The following is a 20,790-nucleotide window of genomic DNA, read 5'->3' on the forward strand; positions in this document are numbered from 1 at the left end:
ATCAGCAAGCGAGATCGCACAGCCCATGTACCAGTTCTCCTACAGCGAGATTCAGGCGGATTCGGTGGCCGACGCGAAGGACCGCGAAGGCCAGTTGCTGACCCGCTCGATCGAGCTGCTCGACGCCGCGCGCAAGGCCGGACCGAATTCGCACGAGGCCATCGAGGCTATTCTGTTCATGAACCGGGTGTGGACCGCGCTGGTCGAGGATCTGGGCAGTCCGGAGAACGAGCTGCCCGAGGCGCTGCGCGCCAACCTGATCTCCATCGGCCTGTGGCTTTTGCGCGAGGGCGAGGAGGTCCGCCAGGGCCGTTCCGACAATTTCGACGGCCTGATTGAGATATCGCAGATCATCCGCGACGGCCTGAAATGACCAACACGCTGAAGATATCGCTGAAGGCGGGCGAGAAGATCTACGTCAACGGCGCTGTCATCAAGGTCGACCGGAAAGTCTCGCTGGAATTCCTCAACGACGTGCAGTTCCTTTTGCAAAGCCACGTCCTCCAGCCGGAGGATGCGCGCACGCCGCTGCGCCAGCTCTATTTCGTGGCACAGGTGATGATGATGAATCCGGACGGTGCGGAAAAGGCCCGCCGGCTTTTTCGCCAGACCCTTTCCAACCTGCTCGTCACCTTCAGAAACGAGCGCGTGCTGGCCGGCCTGAAGCACGTCGACACGCTGGTCTGCGAGGACAGGGTCTACGAGGCGCTGAAGGCGATCCGCGCCCTTTATCCGCTGGAGGAGGAGATCCTCCGGACGTCGTCCCGGCAGGAAGAATTCACCCTGCCGCAAGCCGTGGGAGAATGAAATGGATGTCTCGGCCGTAAACGCGGCAACGCAAAGCCAGAACGCGGCCGGCGCGCCGCAGACCGTCGACTACCAGTCCTTTCTGCGCCTGCTGGTGGCACAGATGAAGAACCAGGACCCGACGAGCCCGATGGAATCGACGGACTACGTCGCCCAGCTCGCCACCTTTTCCCAGGTCGAGCAGTCGGTGCAGATGAACGCCAAGCTGGAGGAGATCCTGGCCGCTTCCTCCCTCTCCCAGGCGAGCGGACTGGTGGGCCGCGAGATCACCTCGGCCGACGGCACGGTGACCGGCGTCGTCTCGGAGGTCAAGCTTTACGCCGACGGCGTCGTGGCGAAGCTCGAGGGCGGCGAGGAGGTGATCGTCGGCCCCGGCGTGGTGATCCGCTGACCATGAACGAAGCCGACGCCCTCGACATCGTGCAATATGCCATCTGGACGGTGCTGGTCGCCTCCAGCCCGGCCGTGATCGTCGCCATGGTCGTCGGCGTCGGCATCGCGCTCGTCCAGGCCCTCACCCAGGTGCAGGAGATCACGCTGACCTTCGTGCCCAAGATCGTCGCCATCCTGCTCGCCGTCGCCTTCTCGGGCCCGTTCGTGGGGGCGCAGATCTCGTCGTTTACGACCGTCATTTTCCAGCGGATCCAGGACGGATTCTGAGAAGGTTCAGTTGCCCCGAGCCTGTTTCAGGCCGACGACCCTTTCCCCTTCAGAGGTCGCTTCACGTTCTCGCGATCATTCCCCTAACGGCTTGTCGCTGAGGCGGCCCGGTTCTACCCTGCCCTCCGTCAGCTACGCCTCGGTAAGAGTCGGTGTCAGCCGGCAGAGGCTCAACGCGATAGCCAGCTCAATACAAGGAGAGCAAGCCATGGTCGCTTTTTCCCTCAATGGCGAAGCGCGAACACTCGACGTCGATCCGGAGATGCCGCTGCTCTGGGCGATCCGTGACGTCACCGGGCTCACGGGAACGAAATTCGGCTGCGGTCTCGCCCAGTGCGGTGCCTGCACGGTTCATGTGGACGGCATGCCCACACGCTCCTGCCAGATCATGGTCGGCGACGTCGAAGGCGCCTCCATCACAACCATCGAGGGCGTTTCCGGCAAGGTCGGTGAAATGGTGCACGCCGTGTGGGCCGAGTTCGACGTGCCGCAGTGCGGCTATTGCCAGTCCGGCCAGATCATGTCGGCCGTGGCCCTTCTGACGGAGACGCCGAAGCCCACCGACGCGGACATCGATTCGGCGATGAGCGGCAATCTGTGCCGCTGCGCAACCTATCAACGTATCCGCGCGGCCATCCACGAGGCCGCCCACCGCCTGGAGGCCTGAGCCATGTTGCCGTTTCGTTTGAACAGAAGCGCGGTGCAGCCCACGCGCCGCCAGTTCCTCCTCGGCACCGCCGCAACGGCCGCGGGCCTCGCCGTCGGCTACCGGCTGATAGCCGCCGCCCCGGCTGGCGCGCAATCCGCGCCGGAGGCCACGGAGGCGAACCCGTTCCAGACCTATGTCGAGATCACGCCGGAGAACCAGATCGTCATCCGCTCCTCGCAGTTCGAGATGGGGCAAGGCGCCTATTTCGGCATCGCCACGCTGGTCATGGAAGAGCTCGAGGGTGACTGGAATCAGGTCGACGTGGTCGGCGGCTCGGGCAACAGCGCCGCCTATGGCAACCTCGCCTGGGGCGGGGCCATGCAGGGAACCGGCGGCTCCACTTCGATGGCTTCGTCCTGGGAGCGCTATCGCAAGGCGGGCGCCGCCGCGCGCACCATGCTGGTGGCGGCCGCGGCTGAGCGTTGGGACGTGCCGGCGGAGGAGATCACGGTCGCTTCCGGCGTCGTGTCGCACGCCTCGGGCAAACAGGCGAATTTCGGCGAGCTGTCGGAAGCCGCCGCCGCGATGCCGATCCCGGACGACGTACCGCTGAAGCCGCGCGACAAGTGGACCCAGATCGGCTCGGACAGCCTCAAGCGCTATGATTCGCCCGGCAAGACGAAGGGCACGCAGACTTACACGATCGACCTCAAGATGGACGGTCTCGTGACGGCCGTCATGATCCATCCGCCGAAATTCGGCGCCGAGGTGGAAAGCTTTGACGCCTCCAAGGCCAAGGCGCTCGAAGGCATCGTCGACGTCGTCCAGACGCCGCGCGGTGTCGCCGTGATCGGTAGGGACATGTGGACCGCGCTCAAGGGCCGTGACCTCGTGGAGGTGACCTGGAACGAGGCCAATGCCGAAAAGCGCGGCACGGCCGAGATCACGGCCGAGTACAACAGGACGGCCGACGGCGCGGGCGCAGCCACCGCGCGCAACGACGGCGATACTGCCGCAGCACTGGCAAATGCGGACAAGGTCATCGAGGGCCACTACGAGTTCCCCTATCTCGTCCATGCCTCGATAGAGCCGCTCAACGCGGTCGCCCGCCTCAACGAGGACGGCATCGTCGACGTCTGGGGCGGACACCAGATGCCCGATCTCTATCAGGCCGTCGCCGCGCAGGTTGGCGGCACCACGCCGGACAAGGTGCGCTTGCACGTGATGAAGACCGGCGGCAGCTTCGGCCGCCGAGCGGTCTCTGACGCCGACCTGATCGTCGAGTCGGTGGCCATCGCCCGCGCACTCGGCCCCGGTAAGCCGGTGAAGGTGCAATGGACCCGCGAGAACGACATGCGGGGCGGTCGCTACCGGCCGGCCTATGTGCACGCGGTGAAAGCTGGTCTCGACACGGACGGCAATGTCGTCGCTCTCTACGATCATATCGTCGGCCAGTCGATCATGTCCGGCTCCCCCATGGCCGCAATGATCAAGGATGGCATCGACCCGACCTCGGTGGAAGGCGCGACGAACTTGCCTTACGCTATCCCGAACCTGAAGGTCGAGCTGACGACCACCGACGTGAAGATCCCGGTGCTGTGGTGGCGTTCGGTGGGCTCCACCCATACGGCCTATGTCATGGAGACCTTGATCGACGAACTGGCGGCGGCTGCCAATCGCGATCCGGTCGAGTTTCGCCTGTCGATGCTCAGCAAACACCCGCGCCATGCGGGCGTGCTGAGGCTGGCGGCGGAAAAGGCGGGCTGGGGCGAACCGTTGCCGGAAGGCCGTTTCCGCGGCGTGGCGCTCCATGAAAGCTTCTCGACCTATGTCGCCGAGGTGGTAGAGATCACCTATAATGGCGGCAGTGACTTCACGGTCGACCGCGTGGTCTGCGCCGTGGATTGCGGCACCGCGATCAATCCCGACCAGATCCGCGCTCAGATGGAGGGCGGCATTGGCTTCGGACTCGGGGCGATTCTGCAGGAGGAACTGACCCTGACGGGCGGTGTGGTCGACCAGGAGAACTACGACACATACACACCGCTCAGGATCGATCAGATGCCGCGCGTGGAGGTACACATCGTGCCGTCCGACGAGCCGCCCACCGGCGTCGGCGAGCCTGGCGTGCCGCCGATCGGCCCGGCCGTCGCCAACGCCCTGCGGGCCGCAACTGGTGAGACGGTCCGAAAGCTCCCGATTACCAAGAACCTGTCGGCGTAGCCAAGCATACGACATGGAAGACGGCCGCGATTCTCATCGCGGCCGTTGTCTTAAGATGGCCCTGCTGTCGCCGGTGAGAACAATCCCGGCGAGCCCGCTCCGCCCTCGCACAAGCTTCGCTCCCTATCCTCCCCGCCTGATGGAGGCGTGAATGGCATTGAGCGAGAGCGTAGGCGCGGGCGAGACGCGGGGGCACAGCCGCGACATCGGTTTTGCGGTGGGCGTCATCATCATCCTGGGTGTGCTGTTCCTGCCCATTCCGGCCTTCCTGATCGACGTGGGGCTGGCCTTTTCCATCGCCTTTTCGGTGCTGATCCTCATGGTGGCGCTGTGGATCCAGCGGCCGCTCGATTTTTCCTCCTTTCCCACCATCCTGCTGATCGCCACGATGATGCGCCTGTCGCTCAACATCGCGACCACGCGCATGATCCTGTCGGAGGGGCACGAGGGCACCAACGCCGCCGGCTATGTGATCGGCGGCTTTTCCAAGCTGGTCATGAGCGGCGACTTCGTGATCGGGCTGATCGTCTTCCTGATCCTGATCGTGGTGAACTTCGTCGTCATCACCAAGGGGTCGACCCGCATCGCCGAGGTGGGTGCGCGCTTCACGCTCGACGCCATTCCCGGCAAGCAGATGTCGATCGACGCGGACCTGTCGGCGGGCCTCATCGACGAGAAGGAGGCGCAGCGCCGGCGCAGCGAACTGGAGGAGGAAAGCTCCTTCTTCGGCGCCATGGACGGTGCTTCCAAGTTCGTGCGCGGCGACGCGATCGCCGGCCTGATCATCACCGCGATAAACATCGTCGGCGGCATCGCCATCGGCTATGCGCGCCACGGCATGGACCTCACTGAGGCCTCCGACGTCTTCACCAAGCTTTCGGTGGGCGACGGGCTGGTCTCGCAGATCCCCGCGCTCATCGTCTCGCTGGCCGCCGGGCTTCTCGTTTCCAAGGGCGGGACGCGCGGCTCCGCCGACCAGGCCGTCTTCGGGCAATTGAGCGCCTATCCGCGCGCCCTTTTCGTGGCGGCCATGCTGCTTGCCGTGCTGGCGCTGATGCCCGGACTGCCGGTCCTGCCCTTCCTGGCGCTGGCCGGCACGATGGCGGGGCTCGGCTATATGCTGCCGCGGCGGGAAAGGCAGCGCAAGGAGGCGGAAGCCGAGACCGCGCGCCAGGAGCAGCTCAGCGCCGCCGAGGAGGAGCAGAACTCGGTCAAGGCCTCGCTGAAGACGGCCGAGATCGAGCTCCTGATCGGCAAGCAGCTTTCCACGCGGCTGATCGCCTCGCATCGGGAACTCGCCTTCCGCATGAACAAGATGCGCAAGAAGTTCGCCACGCAATACGGCTTCGTGGTGCCCGAGGTGCGGCTGACGGACGATTTCTCCATTCCGCCCAAGAGCTACCGCATCAAGATCCACGGCACCGTCGTGGCCGAGCACGGGCTGCGCGTGGGCGAACTGCTCGCCCTTCTGGGCAGCAAGCCGGCCCCGGACCTGCCCGGCGAGGAGGTGAAGGAGCCCGCCTTCGGCATGCGCGCCTTCTCGGTGCCCGAAATGTTCGAGGAGGAGCTGAAGAACGCGCAGCTTGCCTATGCCGACAACATGTCGGTCTTGTTGACGCATCTGTCCGAGGTGATCCGCAACAACCTGCCGCAGCTCCTGTCCTACAAGGACATGAAGGCGCTGATCGACCGGCTCGACCCGGAATACCGGAAGCTTTCCGACGAGATCTGCTCCTCCCACATCACCTATCCGGGCCTGCAGGCCGTGCTGAAGCTCCTGCTCGCCGAGCGCATCTCGATCCGCAACCTGCACCTGATCATCGAGGCCATCGCCGAGATCGCCCCGCACATCCGCCGCACCGAGCAGATCGTGGAGCACGTGCGCATCCGCATGGCCCAGCAGATCTGCGGGGATCTCAGCGAGGGCGGCGTCCTGAACGTGCTGAGGCTCGGCAACCGCTGGGACCTCGCCTTCCATCAGGCGCTGAAGCGCGACCCGAAGGGAGAGGTGCGCGAGTTCGACATCGACCCGCGCCAGCTCGAGGAATTCGGCCAGGAGGCGGGACAGGCGATCCGCACGCATCTCGACACCGGCAAGCGCTTCGTCCTGGTGACGGCACCGGACGCGCGGCCCTATGTGCGCATGATCATCGAGCGGCTCTTCCCCAATCTGCCAGTGCTGAGCCACGTCGAAATCGCCAAGGGCGTGGAGATCAAGGTAATGGGGGCGATTTCGTAGGCGCATATGCCAACACGTTTGACGCTCCCTTTTGCCCCGAGCTTATGAATGGCGCCCGGCAGCGCACGCCGCCCGACGTCATCCCGGCCAAGGGAGCTTTGCGGCCGCAAGCCGGGATCCATTCCGGAACCTGGACAGGTCACGGAATGGATCCCGGACAGCCTCCGCTTCGCTGTGGCTTCCGGGATGACGGAGGGAGGCGCGGGACAGCGCGCTTTGCTTACAACCCGTCTCCGCGCGGTGCGATAAGCGATGCTCGAGACAGCCGTCCTCGCCGCCTTCCTCGCCTTCTGCCGCATCGGCGCCTGCGTCATGCTCATGCCGGGCCTCGGTAGCGCGCGCGTGCCCGTGCAGATCCGCCTCTTCGTCGCCGTCGCGGTCTCGCTCGCCTTGCTGGCGCATCTGTGGGACCAGATCGTGCCTTACGTCTCACGCCAGCCGCAGGTGCTTCTGGTGCTCATCGGCTCGGAGCTTCTGGTCGGCGCGCTGATCGGGCTGGTGGCGCGCTTCTACATGCTGGCGTTGCAGTATATCGGCGCGGGCATGGCCATGATGATGGGCTTCGGCATGGCCGGCGGCGGTATCGCCATCGAGGAGAACGAGCCGCAGCCGGAGATCGCAGCCCTCATTTCCTTTTCGGCGCTGATGCTGCTCTTCGTGCTCGATTTCCACCACGCCATCATCCAGGCATTGATCGGCTCCTACCGGCTGGCGCCGGTCGACCTTCTGTTCGATCCGCAATCGGCGCTCACCGATCTCGCCGACACGCTCTCGCAGGCCTTCTTCGTGATGATCCGACTGGGCAGCCCCTTCGTGGCCTATGCCATCGTGGTCAATCTGGCCATCGGTTTCATCAACAAGCTCACGCCGCAGATCCCGATCTATTTCATCTCCCTTCCCTTCGTCATCGTCGGCGGCCTCCTGCTCATGTATCTGGGGATCGGCACGTTCCTCAGCCTCTTTGCGGACGGGTTTCTGCCGACGACCATCGGCAGGTGAAACATGGCAACGGCGAGACTGCAGAAACTGGCACGGCTCCTCGACCTCCAAAGGCGGTTGAAGGAAGTGCACGAGAACCGCAGCGCCGCGCATGCGCGCGAGGCCGCCGCCGCCGGAGCCGAGGCCGAAGCAATCGCCGGCCGGCTCGATGCTCCCGACAGCCTGGCCGACCTGTTCCCGGCCATCTACCACGACGGCATCGACCGTGCGCTCGCCCGCGCCGAGGCAAGCCGTGCGCGGGCGGCCGCCGAAGCCGAAAAAACGGCCGTCGCCGGGGCGCGCGTCGAAGCGGCGGGGCGCGCCCACGCCCGGGCCTTACGCAGGCACGAACGGGACGCCGAGGAAAAGGCGCTGCACGAGATCATCGAACACAAGCGCTCCGGTTCAAGCTGACCGAGATCATCCGGCCGGCAAGCCTGCCGCAAGCTTTCGCTGCCATAGTCGGAGGAACGCAACAGGTTCAGGGTAGACGCTCTTGGCAATCTCACCCCCCGGAGACATCCTCATGGACGTGGCCCGGGCCGCCGATCCGCAAAAGGTGGAGGCGGCGCGCGCCCGGCTGCAAACATATGCGGCGGACGCCACCGCCGCCTTCGAAGCGCCGGCGGCGGCTGCGCCGCGAACCGACGCGCCGGTCACCGGCAGGCCGGCGCACTTCGTGCAGTTCGAATCCATGGTGCTGCAGAACTTCCTGCAGTCGATGCTGCCGGAAGACAGCACGACCTTCTACGGCGAGGGCTTGGCCGGCGAGATGTGGCGGGGAATGCTCGCACAGGAACTCGGCACGGCCATGGCCGAGCGTGGTGGCATCGGCATCGCCGAGCGCGTGCTCGGGGAGCACACGCTGGAGGACGGGAAGAAGAAACCCGTCGCCGGCCTGTCCGGCCACCCGACGAGGCTCGCGACAGCCGAACAGCAGACGCTTGCGACGGGGCTCGTCGAAGAGATCGAGCGCAAGACGGTCGCCACCGTCTCCGGCCAGGTTGCCGTCGACAATGAAGACGCCTAGCGGAAAGATATCAATGCAGAAAGCCACTTCCCCCGCCGGTCCCGCATCCGCAACGGAGTTGTCCGCGACATACGCCCGGGCCGGCGCGCTGCTCAGCCTGATCAGCCGTGTCGAAGAGGTGATCGAGGCCGAAACGGCATCCATCCGCACGGATCCGGGCTTTGACATCAGAGCTTCCAACACCCGCAAGAGTCGCCACCTGCACGAACTCGGCAGGGCCTTCAGGAACGTCGATCCGGCCGCACTCAATGCGGAGCATCGGACGGCACTGAGCCGGCTGCGTGAACGGCTGTCGGTCAACGAGGCAGCGATCCAGGCGCATCTCGGCGCAGTCGGCGAGGTGGCGACGCTGTTGCGGCAAGCCGCCGAACGCGCCCAGGCCGACGGGACCTATTCTGTCCGCGAATTCGGACAGCGCTAGGGATCGTCGGCAATGCTGAAATTCCTGCTCGCCGCCGTCTGGATCAGCGCCGCGACACTGGCCTCGGTGCTCTACTCTTTCCAGATGTCGCAGGCGGCGAAGGACCCGAATTCCGCGCCGGCCGCCTTCTTCGGCGGACTGGACTATATCCGCACGCCGGTGATCTCGGTGCCCGTAGCCACGACGGGTGGTGTCGGCGGCTACTTCCTCGCCAGGCTCGCCTACACGGTGGAGCCGAAAAAGCTGAAAGCGCTGTCGGTGCCGGCGGAGATGCTGCTGGTCGACGAGTTGCACGACTACCTCTACGGAAACCCCCAGATCGATTTTTCCGACCGCGCCGCCCTCGACCTCGATGCCTTCCGCGAAGGTATACGCGACGGCATCAATGCACGCGTGGGCGACACGCTGGTCCACGAGGTCCTGATTGAGCAGATCGATTATCTATCCAAATCGGAAATACGCGACAACATTATTCGGCGGCGCATAAACCCGACCGAATGACGCATATGAGATATAATCCGGCGTAATTGGAGCAGGAATCCTCCCTGCTCGGGCCTATCTGGGCCTGATCTCGACTATGACGTTTTCAAACGGACTTGGTTTGGGTCGGAATTATATACCCAAATTGATTTTTTTTAGGACATCTCGATAGGCGCAGAGCCCAACGTTTTCATCGCTCGTGGCGTCCTATCCCGCTCGCACAGCGGGCGCCTTTGTTGAATATGTGTCATGTATTGGAGGTTTTCATGATCTCGCCGGCGACTGAAGTGAACAAGGCATGCTGTTGCAATGCCGATCTGAATGCGAATTCGCCGCTCGTGGCGCCGGAGCACGAGGGGCTGCCATGCATGACCTCGCTCCTTGATTTCAAGCTGCGCCGCGCCCAACTGCTCGTCTTCCAGGATTTTGCCGAGACTCTGACGAAGCTCAACCTGCGCCCAGCGGAATTCTCCGTTCTGGCCATGATTGCCAAGCATCCCGGCCAGAAACAGACGACCATCGCCGAAGGATTGGGTATCAAGCGCGCCAACTTCGTCTTCCTGATGGACAGCATCGAGGCGCGCGGCCTTGCGGAACGGCGCAAGGGCAGCGGCGACCGCCGCTCCCACTCCCTCTACCTGACCGACGACGGGATCAACTTCGTCAACCGAATGGTGGAGCTCTGGCAGGAACACGAGAACCGGATCGTCAAGCGCCTCGGAGGGAAAGACAATCTCGAGCGCCTGGCCGAGCTTCTCGACCGCCTGCTCGGAAAAGGCGTGCCGGTGGCAAGTGATTCACATTGACGTAAACGTCATCACATTGCTATCCGGGCTGTGCTCCGGCTATCCGCCGCAGCACAGTTTCGCGGCCCTGTTTTTGCGCCGCACATGGAGGGGGTAGCAATGGAGATGGAGCAGATCGCCGGCAAGATGCGCGAGCGTCTGTCCGGCTCGGGCTTCACGGGCTCTGTGAAATTCGACTGCGGCGATGCCGGCGTTGTTCTGATCGACGGCGAGTCGGTGTCTACGCAGAACGCGGCGGCCGACTGCACCGTCAGCCTTGCCAAGGACGACCTGGAAGCCATTGTGGCCGGTGAGCTCGACCCCACCGCCGCCTTTATGCAGGGCAAGGTCCGCGCGCACGGCGACTTGTCCCTGGCCATGCGGCTCAACGCCCTGCTCTGATCTGCAAGGCGCGCGCTCAGGCCGCGCGCGCCGCCGCGTAGATCCTTTTGCCGACGGGCTGGAGCACGCCGCACGCCCCGTCCAGCGCCCCTTCACAAAGGTCCAAGGCGAGAAAGCGCTCCGGCGCGTAGGGTCCGGGCATGGAGAGGGTGCACGTCTTGCGGGCGGAGAAACCGAAGCGGGCATAATAACCCGGATCGCCCACCAGAAGGATCGCCCGGTGCCCGAGGCGGCGCGCTTCCGCCACCGCATGCCGCACCAGCGAAGCACCGATACCCGCGCCCTTCAGCGTCGGCTCGACCGCAAGGGGCCCCAGAAGAAGGGCCGCCCTGCCCTCCGGACCCAGGCGGATGTCCCACAGGCGCACGGTACCGACGACCGCGCCGTCCGCCCCGCGCGCGACAAAGGCGAGACCGTCCGAGGGCTCACGCCCACGCCGCAGCATCTCCGAGCTTTTGCGCTTCCGGCCCGGCCCCATCGCACGATCAAGCAGCGCCTCGCGCGCCGCAATGTCCTTCGGCGTTTCGAGGGCGATGGAAAATGCGCCCGGCGCCAACATATCGACGGGCGGTGCGGCGAAACCCGCGAAACGGGCCGTTTCCACAGCATGCTGGACCATTGTCCCAATCCTCGACGGGTGTTTCGGTACGAGGGTGGGCATCCGCCCCACCGGCAAGGCGACAGGCGGCAGACCCGCCGTCCCTCAGATCACATAAGCGCGAAGAGGCTCGAAGCCGTTGAAGGCCACCGAGGCATAGGTGGTCGTGTAGGCGCCGGTGCCCTCGATCAGCACTTCGTCTCCCACGGTAAGTGCGAGCGGCAGCGGATAAGGCGTCTTCTCGTAGAGCACATCCGCCGAATCGCAGGTGGGGCCGGCCAGCACGCATGGCGCCGTCTCGCTGCCGTCGTGCCGGGTGACCAGCGGATAGCGGATCGCCTCGTCCATCGTTTCGGCCAGCCCGCCGAACTTGCCGATGTCGAGATAGACCCAGCGCACCTCGTCATCGTTCGATTTCCGCGAAATCAGCACGATCTCGGACTTGATGACACCGGCATTGCCCACCATGCCACGACCGGGCTCGATGATCGTCTCCGGCAGACGGTTGCCGAAATGTTTCCTGAGCGCGGAAAAGATCGCCTGCCCGTAAGCCTGTGCCTCCGGCACGTCGCGCAGATAGCGCGTCGGAAAGCCGCCGCCCATATTGACCATCTTGAGGACGATGCCCTCCTCCGCCAGCGCGCCGAAGACGGCACGGGCATCGCTCAGTGCCCTGTCCCAGGCGGAGAGGTCCGTCTGCTGCGAGCCGACATGGAAGGAGACGCCATAAGGGTCGAGCCCGAGCGCCCGCGCCTGGCGCAGAACGTCGATCGCCATGGCCGGCGCGCAGCCGAACTTGCGCGACAGCGGCCATTCCGCGCCCGTGCCGTCGGTCAGCACACGGCAGAAGACCTTGCTGCCGGGGGCGGCGCGGGCAACCTTCTCCACCTCTTCCACACAGTCGACGGCGAACAGGCGAATGCCCAGATCGAAGGCGCGGGCGATGTCGCGCTCCTTCTTGATGGTGTTGCCGAAGGAGATGCGCTCCGGCGTGGCGCCGGCATTCAGGGCCATCTCGATCTCCGGAACCGAAGCGGTGTCGAAGCACGAGCCGAGGCCCGCCAGAAGCTTCAGGATCTCCGGCGCGGGATTGGCCTTCACGGCATAGAAGATCCGCGAATCCGGCAGGGCCTTCTCGAAGGCGCGGTAGTTGTCGCGCACGACATCGAGATCGACGACGAGGCACGGACCGTCGGGGCGTCGGGTGGCGAGAAAATCGAGGATGCGCTGCGTGGCCATTGGGGTCTCTCCATTGCGGGCGGAAGCCGCCCGGACACAAGCTCAAGCATTGCGGGCTTCAACGCCCGCGGTGGACAAAGCATGCGGCTCGACGGATCGGCGGGACGGAGGGTGGAAATCACCGAAACCCGCGATACGCGACGCATGACGATGAGCTCCCGCCGGAAGGCGAAGGCTCGGCTCTGTCTGCCTCAGCTTTGGTATGGGAGAGACCCAACCGCACTGCCGGCAATGAAGGTGTGCCTCTTCAGTAACCCCGGTCTTTGGACAACCGGCAGACACCAGAAAGGCCCGCACCGTCGTTGCTTCAAGACGTCCTCGATCTTCCGGGTGGCCGTAAGATCGACTGGAGCGGTTAGGTCCAGGTACCGTACCGGTTTCCTCGCCATATCCGAGGCCCGGCGGACGCCCACAGGCACGTGCGACTTGGGGCAGGCGCGATATAGTCGCGTAGGCCGTCACAATCAACGAAAAATTGCCCTGTGCTTGAAAAAAATCCTCCGAGCGCCGATTGTCCGGACGACCGATTTGCGAGGGGAGTTGACATGACGGCGACACGCGACGCGCTGAACGCTTTTCTCGATTATCCCGACCGGCCGGTCCCCTCGGCCGTTGCCGGGCCGCTCGCCGGCCTCTCCCTTGCCGTCAAGGACATCTACGACGTTGCGGGCTATCCCACCGGCGGCGGCAATCCCCAGCGCGAATCCGAGATGGGCATCGCCGAAACCACCGCCCCGGCCGTCCAGGCGCTGCTCGATGCCGGCGCCCGCTTCGCCGGCAAGACACAGAGCGACGAACTCACCTTCTCCATGATCGGCATGAACGCCCACTTCGCCCCGCCGGTGAACCCGCGGGCGCGCGAGCGCGTCACCGGCGGCTCCTCCTCCGGTTCCGCCGCCGCGGTCGCCGGCGGGCTGGCCGACATCGCGGTAGGCTCCGACACGAACGGTTCAATCCGGGCACCGGCCTCCTTCTGCGGGCTGGCCGGACTGCGCACGACCCACGGACGGATCTCCATGGAAGGCGCGATGCCCCTTTCGCCCTCCTTCGATACGTTCGGCTGGTTCGCTCGCGACATGGCCGTCTATGCGGCCGTCGGCGAATTGCTGCTGGGCGACGACCCCCATGCGCGGGAGCTTCGCCGCCCGGTCCGCATCGCCGAATTGGAAGCGCTGCTGTTCGGACCGGAGGAACGGTCGGTCTACGGCGATATGCTGGAGCGGATCCGCGCCCATTTCCACCGCGATCCCGGCTTCCTCGCTCTGCCGGGCGAGCCGGCCGAGCTTTTCGAGCGCTTCAAGGAGATCCAGGCCCACGAGGCATGGCAGGTGCACGGCGCCTTCCTGTCGAAGAGGGACCGCGACCTCGGTCCCGGCGTGAAAGAGCGCTTCGCCTATGGCCGGTCGATCAGCGCGGAAACGGCCGAAGCCGCCCGCCGCCGCCGGCGCGACTTCCAATCCGACTTCGCCGCCCTGATGGGCCCGGATTCGGTGGTCGTCATGCCCTCGCAACCATCCGCCGCGCCGCTCAAGATCGCCACCCAGGCCGAGTTGGAGGGCTACCGCGAAAAGGCCCTCACATTGACTTCCATCGCCGGCCTGCTCGGATGGCCGCAGATCACCGTGCCGCTCGGCGAGGTCTACGGTGCGCCTTTCGGGATATCTCTGCTCGGCCCGGCCGGCAGCGACTGTCAACTCATCCGCATTGCCGCCAGCCTCCTGTCCTGAGCCATGGACACGCTCACCCGCATGCGCGCCTTCATCAACGTCGTCGAGGCGGAAGGCTTTTCTGCCGCCGCCCGCAGGATCGGAAAATCGAAGGCGCTGCTTTCGAAATATGTGCGCGAGTTGGAAGACGAGCTGGGCGCGCTGCTGCTCAACCGCACGACGCGGCAATTCTCTCTCACCGAGACCGGCCACGTCTATTATCAGCGGGCGATGGAGATCGTTCGCGAGATCGACCACCTCTCCGAGACCGTCCGCGAATCGTCGGGGGACATACGCGGCCGCATCAAGCTCTCGGCCCCCAGAACCTTCGCCGACGTGCCGATCGGCCAATCCCTCGTCGATTTCGCCGCCGCCCATCCCGATATCGTCCTCGACATCCATCTCGACGACCGTTTCGTCGATCTGGTGGAGGAAAGCTTCGACCTTGCCATCCGCATCACCAAGCTCGAGGATTCCTCGCTGATCGCACGGCGGCTGGCCCCCTTCCGGCTTCCGCTCTGCGCCGCCCCGACACTCATCGAGAAATACGGCCGGCCTAAGCATCCGCGCGACCTGCAGCACCTGCCCTGCATCGTCGACACCAACAACCGCTTCCGCCACCAATGGCACTTCAGGGAAGCCGACGGCAGCCCGATCCTGGTTCCCGTCTCGGGTCCGATCGAGGTCAACAGCCCGCTGGCGGTGAGGACGGCAGCAGTCGCCGGCCTGGGCTTCGCCATCCAGCCCGATTTCATCGCCGCGCCTGAGGTGAAGGCCGGCCGCCTTGTCCCGCTCCTCGACGAATACCTCACCGACGGTGCCGGCATCTTCGCCGTCTTCCCCCACCGCCGCTACATGCCGGCCAAGGTGCGGGCGCTGGTGGATTTCCTCGCCCGCTGGCTGAAGGAGAACTGCAGCGAGGACGATCGTTTGTGACGTCCCATTTTCGCCGGGTTCATGATAGACAAGGCGCCTTTCGAGACAGCGACGGGGGACGTCCTTCCATGCATGCCCGCAGAAGAACGGAAACGCTGACCGCAGCGCTCGCCGCTCTGCTCGTCACGGCTGCCCAGGCACCCGCGCACCCGCACGTCTTCGCGGAAGCCCGGCTGGACGTCGTCGTCGACGACGAACACCGCGTGGAGGCGCTGCGCCATCTCTGGCGTTTCGACGACCTGTTCTCCAGCACCGTTCTGGTGGAATTCGACAAGAACAAGGACCTGCAACTCGATACGGAAGAGTTGCAGGAGGTGGCCGACGTCGTTCACGAATCGCTGGCCGAATTCGACTATTTCCAGATCGTCACCGCCAACGGCCGCGACGTGAACATGCAGCCGCCGCAGCGGCTGATCGCCGACTTCCGGGACAACCAGCTCATCATCCTTTTCGAATCGCATCCTGAAAAGCCGCTGCCGCTCGACGGAAAAGTGGATTTTGGCGTCTACGACCCGACCTTCTACACCGCCATCGATTACGTCGAGGACAGCTACATGGCGGTGGAGAACCTGCCGCAGGACTGCCGGCGCGAAGTGGTCCGCCCCGATCCTCAGGAGGCCATCGCCCAGAACCAGCAGACCCTCACGGAGGCCTTCTTCAACGATCCCCAGGGCAACGACCTCAGCAAGATTTTCGCCACCAAGCTCGAGATCGCGTGTGCAGACAATGGATAGACGCTCGAGGACAATCGCGTGCCGAACCGCCGCAGGCGCGCTGATGGGCCTCGCGCTGGCGGCGCTTTTCATTCTCCCCGTCCACGCCCAGAGCTCGCTCGGCATCGGCGCGGCCGAGCCCTTCAGCGCCCCCAGCGGGCCGCTCGCAGGCTTCTTACAGTGGATCAACAGCGAGCAGCAGTCGTTCTACCGCGCATTGACCGGCGCCCTGAAGGCCATGCGCGAGGACGGCTCGCAGATCTGGGTGTTGGTGGGGCTTTCCTTCGCCTACGGCATCTTCCATGCCGCCGGTCCGGGTCACGGCAAGGCGGTCATTTCCTCCTACATGGTGGCGAACGAGGTGGCACTGAAACGCGGCATCGCGCTTTCCTTCGCCGCCGCCGGCCTGCAGGCGCTCACCGCCATCGTGCTGATGGGGGCGGTTTTCCTGGCCCTGCGCGGAACCGCGATCTCCATGACCGACGCGACATGGTTTCTGGAAACCGTGAGCTTCGCCCTCGTCGCCGCCTTCGGCGGCTGGCTCTTGTGGCGCAAGCTGCGCCAGTTGGTCCCGTCTGCGCCCTCGCACCCCATGCACAGCCTTTCGGCCGCCCATGTAAAGGAAGAGCATCGTCACGGCCACGCGCATCATCATCATGACGGCGCTCATCACCACGACGACGACGACCATCACCATCATCATGGCCCGGGCGAAGTCTGCCCTTCTTGCGGGCATGCGCACGCACCTGACCCGGCAGCGCTTTCGCAGGACCGTCTCGACTGGAAAACGGGCTGGTCGGCGATCATGGCCGTGGGGCTGCGCCCCTGCTCGGGCGCGCTGATCGTCCTGACCTTCTCCTTCCTCAACGCGCTGTGGCTGGGCGGCATCGTCTCGGTCTTCGCCATGGCGCTGGGCACGGCAATCACCGTCTCAACGCTGGCGGTGCTGGCCGTTACGGCGAAGAACTGGGCGGTGGCGATCGCCGGGGGCGGTACCTGGAGTAGCCGCATCCATACGGCGATCGAAGTCGCCGGCGCGGCCGCCATCCTGCTTCTGGGGCTCGTGCTTCTGGCGGCAAGCCTTACGGCCTGAATCTCATTTGCCCTTCCGCCTCTGGCTGCGCGCACGCAACCAGAACACCAGGAAGAACCCGGCCACGAACAAGACCGCCACGGCGGCCGCCGCGAAAGGGGAAACATCCCCGAGCGCCAGCATGATGTGCGGCATCAGGAACGCGACGAGGCCGAACCCGACAAGAATGATCGCCGCTGCGATGGCGGCCTGACGGTTTTCCTTCATGCAACGGCCTCGCGGGCGGCAACTTTGGCTTCGACGCTAGAGCAGGGTGCGCTCACATTCGTTCGCTTGGCTGCTCTATCTGTTTGTTTTCGCCGCATTTGTGTCACGCCAAGTGATTCCACTTGGCTGCAAAATGCTCTAACCGACATTCATCGACTCCCTGATCGCCTCCAGCCGCCGGATCTGGCGCCCTTCACGATCGAAATTCCCGGGCGCCAGCCAGGTTTCCGCCGCGGCTTTGACGGCCGGCCATTCCGAATCGATGATGGAAAACCACGCCGTGTCTCGGTTTTCGCCCTTCACCACCATGTGCCGGCGGAACAGCCCCTCGAAACGGAAGCCAAACCGCAGGGCGGCGCGCTTCGACGGCTCGTTTCGCGCGTTGCACTTCCACTCGAAACGGCGATAGCCGAGGTCGTCGAAGACGTGCCGGGCGAAGAGATGAAAGGCCTCCGTCGCCAGGCGCGTGCGGGCGATCATCGGGCCCCAATAGATGTTGCCGATCTCCGCCGAGCCGTTCGCGGCATCGATGCGCATGAGGGTCTGGCGGCCGCCGGCCACACCGGTTGCCCTGTCGATGACGGCGAAAAAGAGCGGATCGCTGCTGGCTGCGGCCTTTTCCAGCCATGGCTGGAAGGCGGCCCGGCTTTTCGGCGGATAATCGCCGAGCCAGCGGAAGCGCGCCTCCGCGTCCGGCACGCTCGAGGCGGCGAAGAGGTCGTCGCCGTGGCGGGCGGGATCGAGCGGCTCCAGGCGCACGTAGCGGCCCTCGAGCGGCGCCCGGGCGGGCGCCGGCCGCGCTGTCCAATGCCTCAGATCGTCCACGCAGACCTCCAGATTGACGTTTTTCGCGCGAAGCGTCACAAAAGCCTGCGCAAGATGACAGAACCAGATGGAACTCCTCCGATGCTCCATACAGTGCCCGCTTTCGACCGTATAGGCGAGGAGAACGCTTTCGCCGTTCTCGCGCGGGCGACGGACCTCGCCCATAAGGGGCGTGACATCATCAATCTCGGCATCGGCCAGCCGGATTTCCGCACGCCCGAGCACATCGTCGAAGCGGCGGTGAAGGCGCTGCGCGACGGCCATCACGGCTACACCCCGGCAAACGGCATCCTGCCCGCGCGCGAGGCGGTGGTGCGCCGCACGCTCGCCACCACCGGCATCGAGGTTTCGCCGGACAGTGTGATGATCCTGCCCGGCGGCAAGCCCACCATGTATGCGGCGATCGTCATGTTCGGCGAGCCGGGCGCGGAAATCCTCTACCCCGATCCCGGCTTTCCCATCTACCGCTCAATGATCGAATATACCGGCGCCACCCCGGTGCCGGTGCCGATCCGCGAAGAGAACGGCTTTGCCTTCTCCGCCGAGGAGACGCTGTCCCTAATCACCCCGAAGACGCGCCTGCTCATCCTCAATTCCCCCGCCAACCCCGCCGGCGGCGTGACCCCGCGCGCCGAGATCGCCAAGCTGGTCAAGGGGCTCGGGGCCCATCCGGACGTTGCCATCCTCTCCGACGAAATCTATGACGTCATGACCTATGACGGCGAGACGGCCACCTCGCTTTTGACCTTCCCGGAGGTGCGCGACCGGCTGATCGTGCTCAACGGCTGGTCGAAGACCTGGGCGATGACCGGCTGGCGTCTCGGCTGGTCCATCTGGCCGGACGAGCTCTACGAAAAGGTGCGCAAGCTCGCGGTCAATTGCTGGTCCTGCGTCAACGCGCCGGCGCAATACGCCGGCATCGCCGCCATCGACGGCCCGCAGGATGACGTGGAGAAGATGATGCGCGCCTTCGACGCGCGGCGGAAGATCGTGGTGGAAGGCGTGAACGGCCTCGACGGCATCACCTGCCAGACGCCGAAAGGGGCGTTTTATGCCTTTCCGAACATCAAGGAGACGGGTTGGAAAGCGAAGAAGCTGGCCTCCGCGCTTCTGGAGGAAGCCGGCGTGGCATTGATCGGCGGGCCCGATTTCGGCGTGCTGGGTGAAGGGTATATCCGCCTTTCCTACGCCAATTCGGAGGAGAACATCCTGCGCGCGATCGAGCGGATCGGGGAGTTTCTGGCCAAGGGCCGGTCCTGAGCGGCTCAAGGGAGCGTCGCAGAACGACCTCAAATCGGCCGTTCGCGGTAAGCGCGGGAAATCCCGAAAGCTGTCATCGTTTGCGAACGAGACGCTGCCGGGCTTTATGGACCGGCTTTAACGATTGACTGCAAGGAGTCGGCTTCGCGACACGGTGGAGCGCCGAACAGCCTTCTATACTCGCGCGAGAACTGGGACGCACTCTCATATCCAACCGCATAGCTCATGTAGCGGCCTCGGCATGTTCGGTCACTAGGTGCCGGCGCGCCTCGTGCAACCCCGTCCTCACCCACCAGGTCAGGCGCGAGCGCACGAATGTCACAGGCGAGATGCAAGCACTGTGGCTGTTCCGCCTCGACAGAAATCTTGAGCAAAGTGTGGAGGACCAGTCTTGGTGAGGGTGTCAGCTTTGCTCACTCAATGCTCGGAGATCAGCCGCCGGCACCACAGATCGTTGTCTGGCCGGCGCCAACCCGCGGATCGGCACCGACTGCTGCACAGGCAATGGCCGGAAAGCCGATCTTTCATCAAGATTGAGGTCGGACCATCTGATAGGGGCGGGCCAATCTAGATTAGCTACCGGCACAGACTCAGAAAAGCCAGAAAAGAATGGGAACCGTACCGGCCTCCTGGGCCACCTCGATGGCCTCGAGCACCGCGATCGCGGCAAGGAAGACGAGACCGTCGACAAACGTGGCGCGAACCCGCTCGGTCTTGAACGTTACTTCCGCGTCGTCGCGATAGATCAGCGGATTGGGCAGAAAACGCGGAACCCGCCGCAGATAGGAGAAATACTCGTCGCCCAGCGTCGTGGACAAGAATCGCTCCTCGCGCCGAGCCACGATATGAAAGAATGCCGCAGACAGCACAAGGCATAAGCAAGTAACGACATAGCTGCCCGTTTGTGCTCCGACCCCGGCCGCCGCTATCGAGGAAAAGAGATAGAGAGGATTGCGGGTAATGGAGTAGGGCCCGGTCGACACGACCACAGCCGACTTGCGCCCGCCGATGTAGAGCGTCGCCCAAAGCCGTCCGCCGATCCCGACCATTACAAGCGCGAGGCCAAGCGTCTCGATGTACTCGTGCATCAGCTCATCATGCAGCGATCCTCCGAACACCAACATCGTGAAGGCGAGCACGATGATGATTGCAAGGATGGCACGGCGAGCCGCCTGATAGCGCGCCAAGGCGCCTGCGTCTCCAGAATTCACCAGCCCTCCACGTCATCGCCCGAGTCATTGCGAGCGACGCTTGTGAGAAAACGTGGCTATTCTAGGGCGAGCACCATCATCATCTGGCGGCCATGGAGCTTGGGATCGGCCTCGACCTGGGTGATGGGCGCATCTTCCTCGCGGACCTTGTTGAGGAGCTGCATGCGGGGTTCCAGATGGGCTATCTCGCGACCGCGGAAACGTAGTGTCAGCTTGACCTTGTCGCCTTCTTCGCAAAATCGCCGCACTGCCCTCATCTTCACCTCTTACACTGATCGGGCGTTCGTCGCTACGCATCGCGGCGATCACAATCCTCCGCGCGTCGCCA

At 64.7% G+C, this 20,790-nt stretch carries 24 protein-coding genes and 1 pseudogene; 19 read left to right on the plus strand and 6 right to left on the minus strand.

Features of this window, described 5'->3' with window-relative positions; genetic code table 11:
- The first annotated feature begins 25 nt into the window (after positions 1 to 25).
- The 14 genes from flaF to SIN08_RS14565 all read left to right on the plus strand — a co-directional run bounded on the left by flaF (position 26) and on the right by SIN08_RS14565 (position 10,674).
- Positions 26 to 373, plus strand: a complete 348-nt coding sequence (flaF, locus tag SIN08_RS14500; protein WP_322452313.1) for a flagellar biosynthesis regulator FlaF — start codon at positions 26 to 28, stop codon at positions 371 to 373.
- Complete coding sequence (gene flbT, locus SIN08_RS14505; RefSeq protein WP_322452314.1) at positions 370 to 807, plus strand: flagellar biosynthesis repressor FlbT; 438 nt, start codon at positions 370 to 372, stop codon at positions 805 to 807. Before flaF ends, flbT begins: the two co-directional genes overlap by 4 nt.
- A 1-nt stretch (position 808) precedes the next feature.
- The gene (gene flgD / locus SIN08_RS14510; protein ID WP_322452315.1) at positions 809 to 1,198 is read left to right on the plus strand and encodes a flagellar hook assembly protein FlgD; all 390 of its coding nucleotides are present in this window, start codon (positions 809 to 811) and stop codon (positions 1,196 to 1,198) included.
- Positions 1,199 to 1,200: 2 nt separating this feature from the next.
- Positions 1,201 to 1,467 carry a flagellar biosynthesis protein FliQ gene (gene fliQ, locus SIN08_RS14515; RefSeq protein WP_322452316.1) on the plus strand — a complete coding sequence of 89 codons (267 nt, stop codon included), beginning with the start codon at positions 1,201 to 1,203 and terminating at the stop codon, positions 1,465 to 1,467.
- Positions 1,468 to 1,675: 208 nt separating this feature from the next.
- A complete protein-coding gene (locus SIN08_RS14520) occupies positions 1,676 to 2,134 on the plus strand; it encodes a (2Fe-2S)-binding protein (protein WP_322452317.1) in 459 nt (152 codons plus the stop codon).
- Positions 2,135 to 2,137: 3 nt separating this feature from the next.
- A complete protein-coding gene (locus SIN08_RS14525) occupies positions 2,138 to 4,339 on the plus strand; it encodes a xanthine dehydrogenase family protein molybdopterin-binding subunit (RefSeq protein WP_322452318.1) in 2,202 nt (733 codons plus the stop codon).
- A 151-nt stretch (positions 4,340 to 4,490) separates the two neighbouring features.
- Complete coding sequence (gene flhA / locus SIN08_RS14530) at positions 4,491 to 6,578, plus strand: flagellar biosynthesis protein FlhA (protein ID WP_322452319.1); 2,088 nt, start codon at positions 4,491 to 4,493, stop codon at positions 6,576 to 6,578.
- Between the two features lie 252 nt (positions 6,579 to 6,830).
- On the plus strand, positions 6,831 to 7,577 hold the full coding sequence (fliR, locus tag SIN08_RS14535) for a flagellar biosynthetic protein FliR (protein ID WP_322452320.1): 747 nt from the start codon (positions 6,831 to 6,833) through the stop codon (positions 7,575 to 7,577).
- 3 nt (positions 7,578 to 7,580) lie between these two features.
- The gene (locus tag SIN08_RS14540) at positions 7,581 to 7,970 is read left to right on the plus strand and encodes a hypothetical protein (protein WP_322452321.1); all 390 of its coding nucleotides are present in this window, start codon (positions 7,581 to 7,583) and stop codon (positions 7,968 to 7,970) included.
- 112 nt (positions 7,971 to 8,082) lie between these two features.
- On the plus strand, positions 8,083 to 8,586 hold the full coding sequence (locus tag SIN08_RS14545; RefSeq protein WP_322452322.1) for a rod-binding protein: 504 nt from the start codon (positions 8,083 to 8,085) through the stop codon (positions 8,584 to 8,586).
- Between the two features lie 13 nt (positions 8,587 to 8,599).
- Complete coding sequence (locus tag SIN08_RS14550) at positions 8,600 to 9,007, plus strand: hypothetical protein (protein ID WP_322452323.1); 408 nt, start codon at positions 8,600 to 8,602, stop codon at positions 9,005 to 9,007.
- Positions 9,008 to 9,019: 12 nt separating this feature from the next.
- Positions 9,020 to 9,508, plus strand: a complete 489-nt coding sequence (locus SIN08_RS14555; protein WP_322452324.1) for a hypothetical protein — start codon at positions 9,020 to 9,022, stop codon at positions 9,506 to 9,508.
- Positions 9,509 to 9,753: 245 nt separating this feature from the next.
- On the plus strand, positions 9,754 to 10,293 hold the full coding sequence (locus SIN08_RS14560) for a MarR family winged helix-turn-helix transcriptional regulator (protein WP_322452325.1): 540 nt from the start codon (positions 9,754 to 9,756) through the stop codon (positions 10,291 to 10,293).
- A 99-nt stretch (positions 10,294 to 10,392) separates the two neighbouring features.
- A complete protein-coding gene (locus tag SIN08_RS14565; protein WP_322452326.1) occupies positions 10,393 to 10,674 on the plus strand; it encodes an SCP2 sterol-binding domain-containing protein in 282 nt (93 codons plus the stop codon).
- Positions 10,675 to 10,690: 16 nt separating this feature from the next.
- Here the strand turns inward: SIN08_RS14565 and SIN08_RS14570 are convergent, their stop codons facing one another.
- Together SIN08_RS14570 and SIN08_RS14575 are read right to left on the minus strand one after the other, a co-directional pair.
- Complete coding sequence (locus SIN08_RS14570) at positions 10,691 to 11,233, minus strand: N-acetyltransferase (protein ID WP_322452336.1); 543 nt, start codon at positions 11,231 to 11,233, stop codon at positions 10,691 to 10,693.
- 144 nt (positions 11,234 to 11,377) lie between these two features.
- Positions 11,378 to 12,511: a type III PLP-dependent enzyme gene (locus SIN08_RS14575; protein WP_322452327.1), complete on the minus strand. Its 1,134-nt coding sequence runs from the start codon at positions 12,509 to 12,511 to the stop codon at positions 11,378 to 11,380.
- A 545-nt stretch (positions 12,512 to 13,056) separates the two neighbouring features.
- Here SIN08_RS14575 and SIN08_RS14580 point away from each other — a divergent pair.
- From SIN08_RS14580 to SIN08_RS14595, 4 genes are all read left to right on the plus strand, one after another.
- On the plus strand, positions 13,057 to 14,238 hold the full coding sequence (locus tag SIN08_RS14580) for an amidase (protein WP_322452328.1): 1,182 nt from the start codon (positions 13,057 to 13,059) through the stop codon (positions 14,236 to 14,238).
- A gap of 3 nt (positions 14,239 to 14,241) precedes the next feature.
- Positions 14,242 to 15,153, plus strand: a complete 912-nt coding sequence (locus SIN08_RS14585) for a LysR family transcriptional regulator (protein WP_322452329.1) — start codon at positions 14,242 to 14,244, stop codon at positions 15,151 to 15,153.
- Positions 15,154 to 15,221: 68 nt separating this feature from the next.
- Positions 15,222 to 15,887, plus strand: a complete 666-nt coding sequence (locus SIN08_RS14590) for a DUF1007 family protein (protein ID WP_322452330.1) — start codon at positions 15,222 to 15,224, stop codon at positions 15,885 to 15,887.
- 43 nt (positions 15,888 to 15,930) lie between these two features.
- Positions 15,931 to 16,959, plus strand: a complete 1,029-nt coding sequence (locus tag SIN08_RS14595) for a nickel/cobalt transporter (protein ID WP_322452331.1) — start codon at positions 15,931 to 15,933, stop codon at positions 16,957 to 16,959.
- Between the two features lie 3 nt (positions 16,960 to 16,962).
- Here SIN08_RS14595 and SIN08_RS14600 read toward each other — a convergent pair whose 3' ends face one another.
- Together SIN08_RS14600 and SIN08_RS14605 are read right to left on the minus strand one after the other, a co-directional pair.
- Complete coding sequence (locus tag SIN08_RS14600) at positions 16,963 to 17,166, minus strand: hypothetical protein (protein WP_322452332.1); 204 nt, start codon at positions 17,164 to 17,166, stop codon at positions 16,963 to 16,965.
- Between the two features lie 138 nt (positions 17,167 to 17,304).
- Positions 17,305 to 17,991, minus strand: coding sequence for a GNAT family protein (locus SIN08_RS14605; protein WP_322452333.1), 687 nt, complete (start codon positions 17,989 to 17,991; stop codon positions 17,305 to 17,307).
- A gap of 81 nt (positions 17,992 to 18,072) precedes the next feature.
- Between SIN08_RS14605 and SIN08_RS14610 the strand changes: the two genes are divergently transcribed.
- Positions 18,073 to 19,251, plus strand: coding sequence for a pyridoxal phosphate-dependent aminotransferase (locus tag SIN08_RS14610; RefSeq protein ID WP_322452334.1), 1,179 nt, complete (start codon positions 18,073 to 18,075; stop codon positions 19,249 to 19,251).
- Between the two features lie 590 nt (positions 19,252 to 19,841).
- Here the strand turns inward: SIN08_RS14610 and SIN08_RS14615 are convergent.
- Both SIN08_RS14615 and infC read right to left on the minus strand, forming a co-directional pair.
- Positions 19,842 to 20,462, minus strand: coding sequence for an isoprenylcysteine carboxylmethyltransferase family protein (locus SIN08_RS14615; RefSeq protein ID WP_322452335.1), 621 nt, complete (start codon positions 20,460 to 20,462; stop codon positions 19,842 to 19,844).
- A 56-nt stretch (positions 20,463 to 20,518) separates the two neighbouring features.
- Positions 20,519 to 20,728, minus strand: a pseudogene (gene infC / locus SIN08_RS14620) (translation initiation factor IF-3); the annotation flags it as partial.
- Between the last annotated feature and the right edge of the window lie 62 nt (positions 20,729 to 20,790).

It is taken from the genome of Chelativorans sp. M5D2P16 (assembly GCF_034427935.1).
In the GTDB taxonomy this organism is placed as follows: Bacteria; Pseudomonadota; Alphaproteobacteria; order Rhizobiales; family Rhizobiaceae; genus Chelativorans.

Excerpts from the sequence above, each read along its gene's own strand:
- flaF (WP_322452313.1), top strand. The coding sequence starts at position 26 with ATGTACCAGTTCTCCTACAGCGAGATTCAGGCGGATTCGGTGGCCGAC.
- flbT (WP_322452314.1), top strand. The coding sequence starts at position 370 with ATGACCAACACGCTGAAGATATCGCTGAAGGCGGGCGAGAAGATCTAC.
- flgD (WP_322452315.1), top strand. The coding sequence starts at position 809 with ATGGATGTCTCGGCCGTAAACGCGGCAACGCAAAGCCAGAACGCGGCC.
- fliQ (WP_322452316.1), top strand. The coding sequence starts at position 1,201 with ATGAACGAAGCCGACGCCCTCGACATCGTGCAATATGCCATCTGGACG.
- SIN08_RS14520 (WP_322452317.1), top strand. The coding sequence starts at position 1,676 with ATGGTCGCTTTTTCCCTCAATGGCGAAGCGCGAACACTCGACGTCGAT.
- SIN08_RS14525 (WP_322452318.1), top strand. The coding sequence starts at position 2,138 with ATGTTGCCGTTTCGTTTGAACAGAAGCGCGGTGCAGCCCACGCGCCGC.
- flhA (WP_322452319.1), top strand. The coding sequence starts at position 4,491 with ATGGCATTGAGCGAGAGCGTAGGCGCGGGCGAGACGCGGGGGCACAGC.
- fliR (WP_322452320.1), top strand. The coding sequence starts at position 6,831 with ATGCTCGAGACAGCCGTCCTCGCCGCCTTCCTCGCCTTCTGCCGCATC.
- SIN08_RS14540 (WP_322452321.1), top strand. The coding sequence starts at position 7,581 with ATGGCAACGGCGAGACTGCAGAAACTGGCACGGCTCCTCGACCTCCAA.
- SIN08_RS14545 (WP_322452322.1), top strand. The coding sequence starts at position 8,083 with ATGGACGTGGCCCGGGCCGCCGATCCGCAAAAGGTGGAGGCGGCGCGC.
- SIN08_RS14550 (WP_322452323.1), top strand. The coding sequence starts at position 8,600 with ATGCAGAAAGCCACTTCCCCCGCCGGTCCCGCATCCGCAACGGAGTTG.
- SIN08_RS14555 (WP_322452324.1), top strand. The coding sequence starts at position 9,020 with ATGCTGAAATTCCTGCTCGCCGCCGTCTGGATCAGCGCCGCGACACTG.
- SIN08_RS14560 (WP_322452325.1), top strand. The coding sequence starts at position 9,754 with ATGATCTCGCCGGCGACTGAAGTGAACAAGGCATGCTGTTGCAATGCC.
- SIN08_RS14565 (WP_322452326.1), top strand. The coding sequence starts at position 10,393 with ATGGAGATGGAGCAGATCGCCGGCAAGATGCGCGAGCGTCTGTCCGGC.
- SIN08_RS14570 (WP_322452336.1), bottom strand. The coding sequence starts at position 11,233 with ATGTTGGCGCCGGGCGCATTTTCCATCGCCCTCGAAACGCCGAAGGAC.
- SIN08_RS14575 (WP_322452327.1), bottom strand. The coding sequence starts at position 12,511 with ATGGCCACGCAGCGCATCCTCGATTTTCTCGCCACCCGACGCCCCGAC.
- SIN08_RS14580 (WP_322452328.1), top strand. The coding sequence starts at position 13,057 with ATGACGGCGACACGCGACGCGCTGAACGCTTTTCTCGATTATCCCGAC.
- SIN08_RS14585 (WP_322452329.1), top strand. The coding sequence starts at position 14,242 with ATGGACACGCTCACCCGCATGCGCGCCTTCATCAACGTCGTCGAGGCG.
- SIN08_RS14590 (WP_322452330.1), top strand. The coding sequence starts at position 15,222 with ATGCATGCCCGCAGAAGAACGGAAACGCTGACCGCAGCGCTCGCCGCT.
- SIN08_RS14595 (WP_322452331.1), top strand. The coding sequence starts at position 15,931 with ATGGGCCTCGCGCTGGCGGCGCTTTTCATTCTCCCCGTCCACGCCCAG.
- SIN08_RS14600 (WP_322452332.1), bottom strand. The coding sequence starts at position 17,166 with ATGAAGGAAAACCGTCAGGCCGCCATCGCAGCGGCGATCATTCTTGTC.
- SIN08_RS14610 (WP_322452334.1), top strand. The coding sequence starts at position 18,073 with ATGCTCCATACAGTGCCCGCTTTCGACCGTATAGGCGAGGAGAACGCT.